Raw genomic sequence first — 15,647 nt, forward strand, 5'->3', positions numbered from 1 at the left:
CCGCACGATTCCCTTTCCTGCACGTCGCGTGCCTTCGGCTTCCCCGGCATCCTCAACGCCTCCCTTGGAGCCTCCGCAATCCTGCCAGTTGTGCCCTCTTTCTCTTGTCGATTTAGAACTCGCACAGTTACAGATACAAAAGAGGTGACGAAAGGACATGCGACCTGCGTGCTCCGCTCGCATGCATGATTTCGTTGCAGTGCGGAATTTTTCCGTGCTACTGTGACCGGCACGTCTTGCTCCGGCCCGCGGTCACCGCTCTGCGTACCGCTCCCGCCTTCTCTTCGCTGGCCGACTGTTGCTGCTGTTCCATCCCCGCACCAGAGGACCCGAAATGAGCCCAGCTCCGTTCAGAATCGCGATGCCCGCCGCGCTTCGTTGTTCGCTTGCGCGAAGCCTTTCCCTGTGTACCGCGTCGCTGCTTGCCTGCGCCGCCGCTCACGCGCAGTATGTCTCCACGCATCACGTCCGCGACGCCGTTCGCAGCGGAGGCGCGGAATACGTGAGCCATCTCTCTTCCACGCAGACGCTCGCGCTCGACATCGTGCTTCCGCTCAGCGATGAGGCGGGCCTCCAGAGCTTCCTCGAAGATCTCTACAATCCCTCCACTGCGAGCTATCATCACTACCTCACGCCTGCTGAATTCACCGCCCGCTTCGGCCCATCACAGGCCGACTACAACGCGGTGGTCAAGTTCGCGGAAGCCAACAAACTCACCGTCACCGGCGGCTCCCTCGGCAGCCTGGACGTGCAGGTCAAAGGCACCGTTTCGGCGATCGAATCGGCCTTCCACATAACGCTAAACACGTACAGGGATTCCGCCGCGGGCCGCACTTTCTACGCCGCTGACCGCGAGCCCACCACCACGCTGAGCTTCTCGCTCTGGCACGTCTCCGGTCTCGATAACTACTCGGTGCCGCACCCGCTCTACGCCAGCCGCACGCAGACCGCGGCGAAGCTCGGCGTCGACGCGAAGACGCTCGTCACCCACGCCACCACCGGCTCCGGCCCGTCGGCGTCCTTCCTCGGCAGCGACATGCGCGCAGCCTACTACGGCGGCACCGCGCTCACCGGCGCCGGACAGAACCTCGGACTCTTCGAATACGAAGGCACCGATCTCGCCGACCTGACCACCTACTACAAGAACGTCGGACAGACCAACTCCGTGCCCATCACACTGCTCTCCGTCGACGGCACCTCGACCTCCTGCGTCTACAGCCGCGCCGGCGGCGATTGTGATGACACCGAACAGACACTCGATATGACGCAGGCCCTCGGCATGGCTCCCGGCCTCGCCTCGCTGGTCATGTACATCGGCTCCACGGATACCGCGATCCTCGGCGCGATGACCACGCACAGCCCGCTGCCCACCACCATCGGCTGCTCCTGGGGATGGACGCCCGCCGACCCCACGACGCTGAATCCCTATTTTGAAAAGATGGCCGCGCAGGGCCAGAGCTTCTTCGCCGCCTCCGGTGACGATTCCACTTGGTCCACCCGCAACGAGGCGTGGCCCGCGGATGCGGCCTACGTGATCTCCGTCGGCGGCACCGACCTCACCACCACCAAGGCCGCGGGCCCGTGGGCCTCGGAGACGGCGTGGGCGGACTCGGGCGGCGGCATCTCTCCCGACAAGATCGCCATCCCCGCGTGGCAGAAGCTTTCCGGAGTCATCACCTCGACGAACAAGGGTTCGACCACCTACCGCAACGGGCCTGACGTCTCCGCCAACGCGAACTTCACCTTCTACACCTGCGCCGACCAGACCACCTGCCTCGCCAACGAGTACGGAGGCACCAGCTTCGCCGCGCCCATGTGGGCCGGCTTCATCGCCCTCTCCAACCAGCAGGCGGCGGCGAACGGTCAGTCCTACGCGGGCTTCTTCAACGCCACCATCTACGCCGACAACCTAACCTCCACCTACGCCACCGACTTCCACGACATCACCAGCGGCAAGTCGGGCAGCTACTCCGCCGTGACCGGCTATGACCTCGTCACCGGCTGGGGAAGCCCGAAGGCCGCGCTCATCAACACACTCGCCCCGTGATCCCCGAAAGATTCCCTCCCCCAACCGCAACGCAAAAGGCCTGCTCCATAAGAGCAGGCCTTTTGCCATCGATACAGTTACAAATCTTTTTTCTGCAAAAACTGCCTCCGGAACCCGACGGCCCCAGAGCTTTATGCCCTACACCCTATCCCCTGCCGTCAAGGCAATCTGCTCCGGCCGCGGAGGCTTCGTCGCCAGGCTCACCGCAAAGAGGCAGAAGACCGCCGCGATCAGCGCCGGAAAGATCGCATCGCGCTCGGCGATGACAGCGGGCAAATGCGAATGCACAAAAGCCGTATCCCAGAAGACCGTCACGATGGTGCCCGCCGCGATCGCGCTCACCGCGCCCGCTGCATTCGCGCGCTTCCAGTAGAAGGCTGCGAGGATCACCGGCGTGAGTGCAGCTGAGTACACCGTATATGCGTAGAGAGCCTTCGCCAGCACCGATTCCGTGCCCATCGCCTGCCACAGCGCCCACGCTCCCAGCAGCACCACCATCAGGCGCGAAACGATGAGGATCGTTTTGTTCGAAGCACCCGGCGCGATATAACGGGCGAAGACATCCTCGATAAGGTTTGTCGCCGGCGAGAACAGGTAATTGTTGGCCGTCGAAATCACCTTCGCGAAGATTGCGCCCATCAGGATCGCACCCAGCACGCCCGGCATGCCGTGCAGCGCGCTGTAGGCGAGAATCTCGCGCGGATGATTCGCCACCTCGCCGCCCTTGAAGAGCGCCGAGCCCACCACCGCCAGCGCCACGATGACTGTCTCGAGAATCACCGTACCCACGATCCAGCCCACCACAGCCACGCGCGCGTCCTTCTCGCTCTTCGCCGAGAAGAACTTCTGGTACATCGACTGGTTGCCGAGCATCAGCAGGCACGTGGGCAGAAAGAGCTCAAGCGCTTTCATCAAGGTAAGGTCGCCCAGCAACTGGAAGTGCGTCGCAGGCAGCGCGTGATGCACCGCATCCCATCCGCCCGCGCCATGCACCAGCACCGGGAAGGCCACCAGCATGGACACCGTTGCCAGCAGGCCGATCACCACGTCCATATACGCCACCGACGACATGCCCGCGATCGCCGTCAGCAATGTCACAAACACCGCCAGTAGAATCTTGCCCTGCGTCGCCGAGATCACCGTCGGGAAGATGAGGTGCAGGATGTCGCCGCCGCCGATGAACTGGTAGCTGGTGATGGCCGTGTACGCGAACAGCACCGCGATCACACCCAGCACGCGCGCCAGCTGGCTGTAGCGCGCCTCCAGCAGATCGGGAATAGTGAACTGCGCGAAGCGCCGCGCGCGAGGTGCGATGAAGTAAATCAGCAGCAGGCCGGCCCATCCGCCGCCTCCCTGCCACAGCGCCACAAAGCCGTGCCGATAGGCATTTTCCGCCCCGGCGAGCAGCGAGCCTGAGCCGATCCACGACGACAGCAGCGTGAAGACCAGCACAAATGCAGGCAGAGACCGCCCCGCGACCAGGAAATCCGCCTTCGTCTTGACCGTGCGCGCGCGCAGCAGCGAAACAACCAGCAGCGTGACAACGATCACGCCCAGAACAGCAGCATACAAAGGGGACATCGGACTCCAGACACGACTGCAAGATTGAATGGGAGATGAAAGAAGAGTCTACATCCCGGACACATCCTCGCAGAAGCGCAGAATATGCAACGGCCCCTCAAGCTGTCGCCCCTGAGAGTGGGAACGTCATTCCCTCATAAGAAGATGCGTCATTCCGACCGAAGCGAGCAGCGCGAGCGCAGTGGAGGAACCTGCGGTTCTTTCGAAAAGCGAGAATACCGGGTACCCCACGTTTCGACTCTGAGACGTGGGAAGCGAAAGAAATCCCTATCCCCTGCACTCTGCTTCCAACCGCGACACCACATCCCGCGCAGCACCCCCCGCCACCCACAGGCGCTTGCTGCGTGAAGTATCTCCGGCCATAAGCGTCACCGCCGAGCGCGGTACGCCCAGCACCTCGGCCACAAAGGCCACCAGTGCTTCGTTTGCCTTGCCATCCACCGGAGGCGCGGCCAGCGCGATCTTCACCCGCGCGCCATCGGGATCTTCATAGATTCCCGCGATCTTGCTCTTGCTCGCGCGCGGCGTCACGCGGACCGCGATGCTCACGCCGCCGGTCTCGTCACGCACTGCGTCCTGAAAGTTCAAGCCGCGGGATACTCGCGCTTGCCGAAGAGCGCCGTGCCGATGCGCACCAGCGTCGAGCCTTCTTCGATGCCAATCTCGAAGTCCCCCGACATGCCCATCGAAAGCTCGTCGAAACTCAGCCGCGGGTAAGCCTGTGCCCAGCCATCGCGCAGCTCCCGCAGGCGCCGGAAGCACGCCCGCGCCGTCTCCGGGTTGTCATCGAGCGGAGGCACCGTCATCACGCCGCGCACCGCAATGCCCTTGAGATCCGCTGCCCGCTCGAAGAGCAGGCGCAGCTCCTCTGAATCCGGACCCGCGCCGGTCTTCGCCGCCTCATCACTCAGCTTGATCTCCACCAGCACCCGCAGCTGCGCGCCCAGCGCCAGCGCGGCCTCGCTCAACCGCTCGGCCACCTTCAGCGAATCGACCGTATCCACACCGGAGAAGAGCTTCGCGGCCTTCGCCGTCTTGTTCGACTGCAGATGCCCGATGAGATGCACGGCTATTCCTTCGCGCACCGCCCCCGCACGCACAACAGTCGTCAACGACTCACTCTTGCGCTCGAACTCCTGCACACGATTCTCGCCGAACAAACGCACGCCCGCAGCCACGGCCTCTTCGATCGCTTCGGCCGGATGCGTCTTCGACACCGCCATCAGCCGTACTTCGTCCCGCGACCGCCCGGCCCGCGCACACGCCGCCGCAATCTTCTCCTCGATGGCCGAAAGCCTCTCCGCAAACGTACTCACAAATACCTCTCCGCTTTTCATCTTAGATTGGAAAGCCGGGTGCCCACGTCTCGATTCTGAGACGTAGGAACAGAACTCCCCCGCTGCAAAACAAAGCGGGCAGAGACCGAAGCCCCTGCCCGCTTTCTGTACAACGAAGCGCGAACTACTCGCCCAGCCAGTTCTTCAGCTTCGGCTCCTGCGCCGAGCGCAGCTCGATGCAGTCGTTCATCTGGTCCTTCGCGCGATAGAGCGCCCGCTCGGCCGCGTGCACCTTGTGCGTCGAGTAGAAGTCCACCACCGCGTCGCGTTTGTCGGCCGAGCAGAAGCTGCCCGAGCCCGCCACCAGGTAGCCGCCCATCATCGTCGTCATCTGCGCGCTCACTCTGTCCCAGTTCTGCTGGATCAGCTGCCACGCGAGATCGCGTGTGGACGAGCCGCGCATCAGGCCGAGGATCAGGAACGGCGAATCCTGGTTGCGCACCTTGCCCGAGATCGCATACTCGAAGGTCCGCTTCACCAGCTCAGGATTCTCGAAGCTCGCCAGCAGATGCAGCGCCTCTTCCTGCAGCTCGGGATTCGTCGATGTCTCCGCGATCTTCTGCAGCTGATCGTAGAAAGCCGCGTCGCCGTTGGCCGCCGCAATGCCCAGCGCAGTCTGCGCCAGCGTTGCATCTTCCGAGCCCTGGTCGGCGAGATACTTCGCCGCGATCGTCTTCGCCTCGGCAATCACCTGCGGATCCTTGCCCATGCCGCCCACCGCGCCGAAGAGCGTCGCACGCAGCTCGCGCTTATCCGGAGAGTCTGAAGACGAGGCTTCGCCCAGCCGATCGAGCGACGGCTTGAAGGTCTTCACCACCCACGCACGCAGGGATGCCTTGTCTTCCGGCGTCGCCGCAATCTGGCCGTAGATCGTATTCACCGCGCCAAGCGCCGTGCCCACCACGCCTGCGCTGCTGTCATCCTTCACCGCTTCAGCAAGGCTCAGGTAAGACGCCACGGAGGCCTTCTCCGCGCGCACCTGCGCCCACTGGTCGCCCAGCAGGGCGATGCGCTCTTCCGGCGTCAGATCGTTCACATGTGCAACGATCTGCTTGTACACATTCTCCGGATAGCTCGAGCGGTAGTAGCCCTTGCCTTCCGCGTCGGCGAAGAAGAACGGAGCCTGCGGCGTCTTCAGCGTCGCCTGATCCCCATTCAGCACCTCGCAGCTGCCGCCTTCGGTTCCAGTCTTGAAGCACACCGGCGCCGACCACTGCTGCGGACCATCGGCCTTGGAACTCGGGCTCAGGAAGAAGCGCTGCTGGCTTACCTGCACGCTGCCATCCTTTGCTTCGGTGAAGTTCAGAATCGGTTCGCCCGGCTGCGACACAAAGCTGTTCATGATCTTGTCGATCTGCTTGTGGCTTACCTCGGTCTGCGCATCCCAGAAGTTCTCCGCTGTCGCGTTGCCGTACATGTGCGCGGCCAGATAGTTATGCACGCCCTTGCGGAAGGTCTCCGGCCCCTCGTAGTTCTCGACCATCAGCAGCATCGCGCCGGCCTTGCCATAGGTAATGCCGTCGAACATCTCGTTGATCTCGTCCGGCGTGTTCGCCTCCGCGCGGATCGTGCGCGTGGTGCGCTGCGCGTCAAGATTCAGCGTGCCATTCAGACCCTCGGCCACATCCTCGGTCATCTTCCACTCGGGATGCCACGCCTCGATCGGCTTGTTCTCCATCCACGTCGCGAAGCCTTCATTCAGCCACAGGTTGTTCCACCACTGCATGGTCACCATATCGCCGAACCACTGGTGCGCCATCTCGTGCGCCACCACCAGGCCCACATTCTTCTTCGCGCCCACCGACGCGGTGTTCTCGTCGATGAGCAGGTCGGTCTCGCGATAGGTGATCGCGCCGAAGTTCTCCATCGCGCCCGCTTCAAAGTCCGGCAGGCCGATCATGTCCAGCTTGGGCATCGGATACTTGATGCCGAAATAGGTGTCGTAATAATGCAGCACGTACTCCGCGGCCTTCACCGCGAACTTCGTGTACTGCACTTTGTCCGGCGTGGCGCAGGCGCGGATCGGCACGCCATCGCTCTCGCCCGAAGTGCACTGGAAGTCGCCCACCAGGAAGGCGACGAGATACGTCGACATCTTCGGCGTCGTGGCGAAGTGCAGCGTGTGCTCGCCGACGATCGGCCCCGGCGTATCGGCGATGATGTTCGTGTTCGAAATCGCTGTGTCGTTCTTATCGACGGTCAGGCTCACATCGAAAGTGGCCTTGTAGCCCGGCTCGTCAAAGGACGGAAACGCGCGGCGCGCATCGGTCGGCTCAAACTGTGTCACCGCGTAATTACGCTTGGCGGTCTTCGAAAGATAGAAGCCGCGCAGCTGCCCGTTCAGGATGCCCGTGTATTCCACGGCCAGTGTGATGCGCCCCGCAGGCAGTGTCTTCGCAAAGTGGAAGGTCGCCTGCTCCTTCGCGTCGTCTGTCGTGACGTCGGCCTTCAGGTCCTTGCCATCCACCTTCGCCGAAACGCTCTCGAACTTGATCTCGGCTGCGTTCAGCGTGATCGCATCGGTCGGCTGCTTCACCACGACATCGATCTTCTCGCTGCCCGCAAAGGTCGCCGCCTTGAGGTCCGGCGTGAGCGAAAGCACGTAGTGCTCGGGAATCACATTGTCAGGAATACGTTGCGCGAAGGCGGAAAACGTAACCGCAGTGGTAGCAAAAAGCACGGCGCCGCGCAGAACGCGGAAGATACAAGCAGACATGCACTGCCTCAGGATTGAAATAGCGTCCGGCCGGCGCGGGGGCGCCGCAAAATGACACCTCTTTCACGATATCGCATCCACAGGGCTGCTGCGCGCAGGGCGGCTCGCCTTCGGCCTCCGCTCCCGCTGGCCGCGGCTCAGGGCTCAGGGCTCAGGCTCAGGGCTCAGGGCTCAGGGCTCAGATAGAAGCATCTGTCATTCCGACCGAAGCGAAGCGAAGTGGAGGAACCTGCAGTTCTCCTCCGAATCGGGCAAAGAAGCGCAGATTCCTTCACTCCACGGCCTGCGGCCGCTCCGGTCGGAATGACAGATCTGTATCGGCGAAGAAAAGAACCTGGGTGCCCCACGTCTCGATTCTGAGACGTGGGAATACACAGACCCGATCCGCGGCCAAAAGAAGCGTCGCGCGAAGCAAAGGCCTGGACGGCCAGTCCCTCAGCCTTCGCGATAATCCAGCAGCACCAGACCCACCAGCGCGAGACACACCGGCCATACCCAGTTGAGCACCGCGGCAGCTCGCGCATCGCGCGGGCTCAGCCGCAACGCTACCCAGCGGCTCCATCCAGCGAGCACGCCGAAGACCGCGATCGCGGTATGGCTCATCTCCACCAGCGTCTCGTCCTTGACCTCGCCCAATGCGTGCGAATGCGTCATCAGGAAGGCTCCGCCCGCAGCGCACATCGCCGGAAACACCAGCGCCGCCCACCGCTGCCGCAGCCGCCCGGTCTCCACCGCCCATTCGAAGACGGCAAATCCGGTGATTAACACCGCAAATATCCGGTGCTCCAGTACCTCGGCCTCGGCAAAGCTGCCCCAGAAGGGCCTCGGCCCCAGCGGCCACGCATCGGGGTCGCCCCGCAGCAGGATGAACACCGCGAGGCCGATAAACAGCAGCGGCCAACCCCGCAGCAACTCCCGGAAGAGACGCGGCGCATGGTCCCGGTCGGCCAGCCGCGCAAAGCATGCCAGCAGCCCGGCCGCGAGCACGATGATCCCCGCCCAGTGGTGGTTGTACTCCGACCAGGCACGGTCCATCGCATCGTTTTCCGACCCGCCGGTGAACGATGTCTCCTCGAGATCGTCCTTGAGCGCCTGCCGCTTGCTTAGCTTGTCAAATGACGGCGTCGTCAGCAGCGGCGTCTTCCACTCGAAACGCGCCATCACCTCGTGCGCCGTGAGCCGATCGGCGTGGATATCCGCCGCCGGAGGCTGCGCCGTGAGCGATGCGCCCAGCAGGATCGCCGTAAAGCCCAGCCCGATCTCCGCCTCGCTGAAGCGCCGCAGCCGCACCAGCACCGGCTGCGCGTCGCCGCGCGTCGCGCGCAGCAGCCACCAGTTCGAGGCCCCGAGACAGAGCGCTACGGCAACCAGCACGATCTTCGCCACCAGCAGCGCGCCGTAGGCCGTGCCATAGAGGCCATCCCAAGACCTCACGTAGTACCACGCCATGCCCGCGCCCGCAGCCGTCAGCGTTGCTACAGCCACTATGGCCATCGCCGAGAAGCGCCGCGCCATCGCATGCAGCGTGCGCGCCACCTGGGCCTGCTCGCCGCCGACGCGCCGCATCGCGATCAACAGCCAGGGCATGGCGCCGATCCACGCGGCCGAGCCCGCATGATGCGCCGCCGTAAGCACCACCAGCAGTCCGCGATGTTCGAGTTGCGAGGGAGCGTGGCTCAGCATCACCGAACCGGATAACAGAGCCAGCGCGAAGATCGCGCCCGGCCACACCGGCCAGCGCATGGAGCTCCTCGCCATCAGCCGCAGCAGGAGGAAAAGCACCAGCGCGGAAACGACGATGGCCACATCTGCGCGGAAGAACTCCGCCGACGCCACCTCGGCAAAGCGCATGCCCGAGCTGCTCATCAGCTCGACCGCGCTCTCCGCCGCCGACAGTGCCTGCACCACGGCGAGAGCCAGCGCAGTCCACGCCGCTCCGCGCGCCACCGCGCGCCGGGAGGCATCCGAGCAGACAGCTTCGCCATTGAAGACAGAAGGCGCTGTCACCAGGAAGAGGACCAGCCATCCCCCCAGTGTCAGCGCCTCAAATGCGAGCCCGAAGGCCCGCAGGATTACCGAAAGCAGGTCGAACACCTGCGAGAACCAGACCACTTTCGTTTGCTTTCCGCCGAGTACTTCGCTGATTACTTCACAGTGAAAGGAATTTCGCCGCGGGAGATATGCCCATCCGCCGCCACTGCCTGCCAGCGCAGCGCATAGTCGCCTGCGCCCAGCTTGGCGTGCGCCAGCAGCTGCTCCGGCGCGGGCTGCTTTTCAAGCGTCACCGCCTGCGAAGCACCGCCCACCTTCACCAGCGTCAGCGACGAGCGCGTGCCGTCCACCCGGGAGTTGTACTTGAGCACAAACTCCACGTCCGGCCCGTGCAGCGTGCCGTGGATCGCCGGAGTCGACGACACCAGCACCGCGTGCGCAAAGGCACGCGGCACCGCCAGCACGCAGCCCAGAAGCACGGCCACACTCAGCAACATCTTCTTCATCGAACGTCCGCCTGTCGTCATAGTGAGGCTGCCCTTGCGCTTGCGCCGGAGAGCTCGGCCGCGCGTGCTTCCGCAAAGGCCGCCGCGCCCAGCAGCGCGCAACGGCTGTCCAGGATGATCCGCACCGGAGTATGCACCAGCAGGTCGCTGAGACGTCCCTTGTCGGTGAAGGCCTTCATGAACGTGCCGTCCTTCATCTTCTTCATGATCTTCGGGGCGATGCCGCCGCCGAGATACAGGCCGCCGACCGAGAGCACCTTCAGCGCCAGGTTGCCCGCCTCCGCGCCGTAGACCGCCGCGAAAATATCGAGCGTCTTCGTGCACAGCTCGTTTTCCCCGGACTCACCTAGCTCGCCGATCACCGCGTTCGGATCTTCCTGCTGCATGCGCTCCTTGAGCCATGCCGGCTCCTCCAGCTTCTTGTCATCACGCAGGAAGCTGTAGACATTCTTGAGGCCGATGCCCGAAACCACGCGCTCATAGCTCACGCGGCCGTTGAGCTCCTTCTGCAGGTAGCGCAGCAGGTCGATCTCCAGCTCGTTGCGCGGCGCAAAGTCGGCGTGACCGCCCTCGGAGGCCATCGGCGTATGCGACTTGCCGTTCCAGACGAGAATTGCCTCGCCCAGGCCCGTGCCCGCCGAGACCAGTCCGCGATTGCCCACCACGCCCGAGTCGCCCGCGCTCAGTTCGAAGATCTGGTCGGCGGCCAGCTCGGGAATGCCGTAGCCGTTCGCCTCGAGATCGTTGATGAGGAACAGGTGCTCGATCTTCAGGTGCATTGAGAGCTCGCGCGTATCCAGAATCCACGGCAGGTTGGTCAACTTCAGCCGTCCGCCGCGTACCGGTCCCGGCACGCCGAAGCAGGCCGCCGTCACATTCGGCGATCCGTTCGCGGTCAGGAACTCGCGCACAATCTCTTCCAGGCCCGCATGCTGCTGCGCGGGATACTTCTCGTCGTGCACATGGGTCAGCCGGCCCTGCTGGAATTCATACAGGGCCAGGTGAACCTTGGTGCCGCCTACGTCGCCGGCGAGGATCATCGGGTAACCTCCAGACGGCCCACGCCGTCCGCACCCACCGGCGGAAGCTTCGCCGCCGCGTCCTTGTCCAGCAATAGCAGCAGCTTGCCGCTCTTCGGCTGGATCAGCTGCGAGGGATAGGTCTCCACGTCATACTCGCCCTGCAGAACCGTGTGCAGCGGATCGGTCTTGTCCTTGCCGCCGATCAGGAAGAAGACATCCCGCGCCGCATTGATGACCGGCCAGGTAAGCGTGATGCGCCAGGTGTCCTTCTGCGGAACGTGATTGGCCTTAACGATCTTGGCCAGCTCATGAATCGCCTCGGTGTGCGGAAAGAGCGAGGCCGTATGCGCGTCGTCGCCCATGCCCAGTGCGAGCACGTCGAAGACCGGCGTCTCCGCGCCTTCGAGCTTGAACTGGTTGCGGATCGTCGACTCGTAGCGCGCCGCCGCCTCTTCCGGGTTCAGTTCGCCTTCCATGCGATGCACCTGCTCCGGCTTGAGCGGCACGTGATCGAGGAGCGCCTCTTTCGTCATGCGGAAGTTGCTGTCTTTATCCGTCGGAGGAACCGTGCGCTCATCCACGAAGAAGAGCGCGATCTTGTCCCACGGCAGTTCCTTTTCATAGCGCTCGGAGGCATTGGCCAGCAGCTCGAAGGTGCGCTTCGGCGTGCTACCGCCGGAGATCGCCACCCGCGCGATGCCGCGCGCCGCAACCGCTGCCTGGATCGACTCCAGAAAATGCTCCGCGGCCGCTCTGCTCAGCTCTGCCGCTCCCTCGTAGACCCGGTACTCTACCTGCGTTGTCTTTGCCATGTGAGTCAATTATCCCTAAATCCGCTTGAAAAGCTTTTTCATCCGCGAAATGCCCCGGCTGGGGCGTTTCTTACTCTTTTTCTGATGCCAAACGGGGATCCGGCATCCGGATCCCCGTCAAGGTTGTCACTTGGTTATAGCTTCTGCCACTTCCGGCCGTCGCGGGCCAGCAGTTCGTCGGAGGCCTTCGGTCCCCACGTGCCGCTGTCGTAGTTCGGGAAGTCCAGCTTGGTCTTCGTCCACGCCTCGAGCAGCGGGGTGAAGAGCTCCCAGGTCACTTCCACGCCGTCGCGATGCGCGAAGAGCGTGCCGTCGCCGAGCATCGCATCCAGCAGCAGGCGCTCGTAGCCGTTGGCGGTATTCGCGCCGAAGGCCTGCGCATACTTGAAGTCCATGACCACCGGGCACACTGTCATGTCCGGGCTGGGCAGCTTCGCGCCGAAGCGCAGCGAGATACCCTCATCCGGCTGGATGCGCATGGTGATCAGGTTCGGCTGCACCTCGCCGCACGGACCGCTCGTCGCCTTGTCGAACAGGCGCATCGGCGGCTGCTTGAACTGGATCGTCACCTCGGTGACGCGCTTGGCCAGACGCTTGCCGGCGCGGATGTAAATCGGCACGCCCGCCCAGCGCCAGTTGTCGATCTCGAGCTTCACCGCGGCGAAGGTCTCGGTCTGCGACTCCGGACTCACGCGGTCTTCCTGGCGGTAACCGATCGCTTCCTTGCCGCCCACCGTGCCCGGGCCATACTGGCCGCGCACCGTGTTCTCTTCCTTGATCGGGCGGATCGCCTTCCATACCTTCAGCTTTTCCTGCCGCACCGCATCCGACTCGAAGCTCACCGGAGGTTCCATGGCCACGAACGAGAGCACTTCCATCAGGTGGTTCTGCAGGATGTCGCGGGTCGCGCCGGCCTTCTCGTAGAACGGCCCACGGCCCTCGATGCCGATGCTCTCGGCCGCCGTGATCTGCACGTTGTCGATGTAGTTGCGGTTCCAGACCGGCTCGAAGATGCCGTTGGCAAAGCGGAAGACGAGCACGTTCTGCACCGTCTCCTTGCCCAGGTAGTGGTCGATGCGGAAGATCTGCTCTTCGGCGAAGACCTTGCTGATGTCCGCGTTCAGCGCCTTCGCGCTCTCGAGGTCATGACCGAACGGCTTCTCGATGATGACGCGCACCGCGCCCTCGTCCGACTTCGCCATGCCGTGCTTGCCGAGGTGATCGACGATATCCGAGAAGTATTCCGGAGCCACCGCGAGATAGAACAGGCGGTTCTTGGTGCCGAGCTCCTTGTCGTATCCGGCCAGCTTCTCCTTCAGCGCCTCGTAGCCGCCATCGTCGTCGAAGTTCATCGCGTGGTAGCTGACCTTGTCGACAAAGCCTTCGAGCTTCTCGTCGTCTTCCTTCACGCCGCCGAACTCGAGAATGCCGGCACGCATATCCTTGGCGAAGCTGTCGCCCAGGTCGCGGCGCGCCACGCCCACGATGCGGATCTTTTCCGGCAGCAGGCCCTGCTGCTCAAGATGGAACAGCGCCGGCAGCAGCTTGCGCTTGGTCAGGTCGCCTGAAGCGCCGAAGATCACGACGACCCCCGGTTCCGGAATCCGTTCGTGTGCGCCAGCCGCGCTGGCTACATCTTCCGGAGCAATTTTGATCTCTGTGGTCGCCATGCTTCCTCCTTGCTCTCTTGCTTTCTCTGTCTATGGTTCCTGCTGTTGGATTCACGACCCCGCGAAGTGGTCGCAGCACCGGGAGACACACATGCACATATATCTGAAAATGCCGGCGGCAGGATTCTCCCTACCGCCGGCCATGTTCCTAGGAAACGCGCTTAGTCCTTCTTGACGGCGTGGCCGCCGAAGGCGTTGCGCTGAATCGAGATCATACGATCGGTGAAGTTGTTCTGCTCGCGCGAGCGGATGCGGCGGATCAGCGACTCGGTGATGACCGGAGCGGAAACGTTCAGGTCGATCGCCTCGAAGACCGTCCAGCGGCCCTCGCCCGAATCCGCAACGTAGGCCTCGAGGCCGTCGAGCGTCGGGTTCTTGTGCAGAGCCTCGGCGGTCAGGTCGAGCAGCCACGAACGCACCACGCTGCCGTAACGCCAGATCTCGGCGATCTGCGGCAGATCCAGCTTCAGCTCTTCCTTCGCCTTGAAGATCGAGAAGCCTTCCGCATAGGCCTGCATCATGCCGTACTCGATGCCGTTGTGGACCATCTTGACGAAGTGGCCGGCGCCGGCAGGACCGGTGTGTCCCCAGCCCTTGTCCTTCGCGGGGGCCAGCGTCTCGAAGATCGGGGTCAGGTACTGCACCGGCGAGTCATCGCCGCCGATCATCATGCTGTAGCCTTCCTTCAGGCCCCAGACACCGCCCGACGTACCTACGTCGACGAAGTCGAAACCTTCCGCCTTCAGCTCCTTATAGCGGCGCTGCGAGTCCTTGTAGTTCGAGTTGCCGCCGTCGATGAAGATATCGCCCTTGCTCATGAACGGCTTGAGCTTCGCGATCGTCTCGTCAACCGGATCGCCGGCCGGAACCATGATCCAGATCGCGCGGCGGCCGGTCAGGCTCTTGACCAGGTCCTCGAGCGAGCTGACGCCCTTCGAGCCCGCGTCGTTCAGGCGCTTCACCGCTTCCGCGCTGAAGTCGAAGCCTACAACCTTGTGTCCACCCTCATGCAGACGCTGGGCCATGTTGCCGCCCATCTTGCCAAGTCCAATGATTCCCAGTTCCATCGCTTGCTTCCTCCGGTTTTCCTGAATCGTTTGTTTGGATGCCCCGCGCTCGCTCTGAAGCCCGGGTCGAATCTTTGTCTTACTCTTCGTCCTGTCCGTCGTCGTCCTGATCGCCGCCAAGCTCGAGGCCCAGCTTCAGCAGTTCGGCACGCAAATCGTCCGGACTCTTGTCCTTGTAATGAATCGCGTGAATGCCCAGCGACTTCGCTACCTCGACGTTGTTCTCGCGATCGTCGATGAAGACCACCGAGTCACCCTCTACCTGCAGCACATCCAGCGCCAGCCGGTAGATCCGCTCCTCCGGCTTGCGCAGCCCAACATAGCAGGAGCTGAAGAAGACGTCGAAATAGTGGTGCAGGCCGAACTTCTCGATGCGATTGTCGTTCAGTTCCTTCGCCTCGTTGTTCAGCATGCCGATGCCGATGGAGCTCGAAAAGGCCAGCTCTTCCAGAACCGGCAGCGCCGTGTTCTCGAGCAGCGTCGATTCGGCCTTCATGGCCGCCAGAAATTCGGCCGGCGTAAAGCTCCGCGTCTCGGTAAACACCGTCTGTCGCAGGTACTCGTCCGCCGTGATGAAGCCCTTCTCCCAGGCGTCGTTCGCCTCGGGATGCAGCGCCTCGAACTTCTCCTCATCGACGCCGAACTGCTTGAGCACCCGTGCGCGGCTGTAACGGTCCCATCCGTTGGTCAGCAGAACCCCGCCGATGTCCCAGAGAACCGTAGTGATCTCGCTCATGGATTTCCCTTGTCTTTCTTGCTGTCGTTGCGGGTTAAGAAAAGAAATGCAGAGTCGTTTCAATCGTGCTGTGCGGTGAGAGTGACAGGTCGCGCCGTTGCACCATCGCGCACCCTGTACCTGTTAAGACGGGCCGGAACTGCCTGTGGTCGCCTGGAAAC

The 15,647-nt window shown here is 63.3% G+C and carries 12 protein-coding genes; 1 reads left to right on the forward strand and 11 read right to left on the reverse strand.

Going from position 1 to position 15,647, the window contains the following annotated elements; genetic code table 11:
• Positions 1-361: 361 nt before the first annotated feature.
• Positions 362-2,047 carry a S53 family peptidase gene (locus tag QM649_RS08075; protein ID WP_415198514.1) on the forward strand — a complete coding sequence of 562 codons (1,686 nt, stop codon included), beginning with the start codon at positions 362-364 and terminating at the stop codon, positions 2,045-2,047.
• Positions 2,048-2,185: 138 nt separating this feature from the next.
• On the opposite strand, the gene QM649_RS08080 is transcribed toward QM649_RS08075, so the two are convergent.
• The 11 genes from QM649_RS08080 to QM649_RS08130 all read right to left on the reverse strand — a co-directional run bounded on the left by QM649_RS08080 (position 2,186) and on the right by QM649_RS08130 (position 15,486).
• Positions 2,186-3,628, reverse strand: a complete 1,443-nt coding sequence (locus tag QM649_RS08080) for a sodium:solute symporter family protein (protein WP_415198515.1) — start codon at positions 3,626-3,628, stop codon at positions 2,186-2,188.
• A gap of 267 nt (positions 3,629-3,895) precedes the next feature.
• Positions 3,896-4,216, reverse strand: a complete 321-nt coding sequence (locus QM649_RS08085) for a DUF167 domain-containing protein (RefSeq protein ID WP_415198516.1) — start codon at positions 4,214-4,216, stop codon at positions 3,896-3,898.
• Complete coding sequence (locus QM649_RS08090) at positions 4,213-4,944, reverse strand: YggS family pyridoxal phosphate-dependent enzyme (RefSeq protein WP_415198517.1); 732 nt, start codon at positions 4,942-4,944, stop codon at positions 4,213-4,215. Before QM649_RS08090 ends, QM649_RS08085 begins: the two co-directional genes overlap by 4 nt.
• Before the next feature lie 145 nt (positions 4,945-5,089).
• The gene (locus tag QM649_RS08095) at positions 5,090-7,681 is read right to left on the reverse strand and encodes a M1 family metallopeptidase (protein WP_415198518.1); all 2,592 of its coding nucleotides are present in this window, start codon (positions 7,679-7,681) and stop codon (positions 5,090-5,092) included.
• A 435-nt stretch (positions 7,682-8,116) separates the two neighbouring features.
• Positions 8,117-9,793: a copper resistance D family protein gene (locus tag QM649_RS08100; RefSeq protein ID WP_415198519.1), complete on the reverse strand. Its 1,677-nt coding sequence runs from the start codon at positions 9,791-9,793 to the stop codon at positions 8,117-8,119.
• A gap of 32 nt (positions 9,794-9,825) precedes the next feature.
• Positions 9,826-10,179 (reverse strand): copper resistance CopC family protein, encoded by a 354-nt coding sequence (locus QM649_RS08105; RefSeq protein ID WP_415198520.1) that lies wholly within the window; start codon positions 10,177-10,179, stop codon positions 9,826-9,828.
• 17 nt (positions 10,180-10,196) lie between these two features.
• A complete protein-coding gene (gene glk / locus QM649_RS08110) occupies positions 10,197-11,219 on the reverse strand; it encodes a glucokinase (RefSeq protein WP_415198521.1) in 1,023 nt (340 codons plus the stop codon).
• Entirely contained in the window at positions 11,216-12,013 is a 798-nt protein-coding gene (gene pgl / locus QM649_RS08115) for a 6-phosphogluconolactonase (protein WP_415198522.1), read from the reverse strand. Before pgl ends, glk begins: the two co-directional genes overlap by 4 nt.
• Before the next feature lie 134 nt (positions 12,014-12,147).
• Positions 12,148-13,683, reverse strand: coding sequence for a glucose-6-phosphate dehydrogenase (zwf, locus tag QM649_RS08120; protein ID WP_415198523.1), 1,536 nt, complete (start codon positions 13,681-13,683; stop codon positions 12,148-12,150).
• Positions 13,684-13,844: 161 nt separating this feature from the next.
• A complete protein-coding gene (gene gnd, locus QM649_RS08125; protein ID WP_415198539.1) occupies positions 13,845-14,777 on the reverse strand; it encodes a phosphogluconate dehydrogenase (NAD(+)-dependent, decarboxylating) in 933 nt (310 codons plus the stop codon).
• 52 nt (positions 14,778-14,829) lie between these two features.
• A complete protein-coding gene (locus QM649_RS08130) occupies positions 14,830-15,486 on the reverse strand; it encodes an HAD family hydrolase (RefSeq protein ID WP_415198524.1) in 657 nt (218 codons plus the stop codon).
• Positions 15,487-15,647: the final 161 nt, after the last annotated feature.

It is taken from the genome of Silvibacterium sp. (assembly GCF_047605705.1).
Lineage (GTDB): Bacteria > Acidobacteriota > Terriglobia > Terriglobales > Acidobacteriaceae > Silvibacterium.

What these genes read in the sequence shown, in the direction of transcription:
- QM649_RS08075 (WP_415198514.1), top strand. Translation starts at nt 362, where the DNA reads ATGCCCGCCGCGCTTCGTTGTTCGCTTGCGCGAAGCCTTTCCCTGTGT.
- QM649_RS08080 (WP_415198515.1), bottom strand. Translation starts at nt 3,628, where the DNA reads ATGTCCCCTTTGTATGCTGCTGTTCTGGGCGTGATCGTTGTCACGCTG.
- QM649_RS08095 (WP_415198518.1), bottom strand. Translation starts at nt 7,681, where the DNA reads ATGTCTGCTTGTATCTTCCGCGTTCTGCGCGGCGCCGTGCTTTTTGCT.
- QM649_RS08105 (WP_415198520.1), bottom strand. Translation starts at nt 10,179, where the DNA reads ATGAAGAAGATGTTGCTGAGTGTGGCCGTGCTTCTGGGCTGCGTGCTG.
- glk (WP_415198521.1), bottom strand. Translation starts at nt 11,219, where the DNA reads ATGATCCTCGCCGGCGACGTAGGCGGCACCAAGGTTCACCTGGCCCTG.
- pgl (WP_415198522.1), bottom strand. Translation starts at nt 12,013, where the DNA reads ATGGCAAAGACAACGCAGGTAGAGTACCGGGTCTACGAGGGAGCGGCA.
- zwf (WP_415198523.1), bottom strand. Translation starts at nt 13,683, where the DNA reads ATGGCGACCACAGAGATCAAAATTGCTCCGGAAGATGTAGCCAGCGCG.
- QM649_RS08130 (WP_415198524.1), bottom strand. Translation starts at nt 15,486, where the DNA reads ATGAGCGAGATCACTACGGTTCTCTGGGACATCGGCGGGGTTCTGCTG.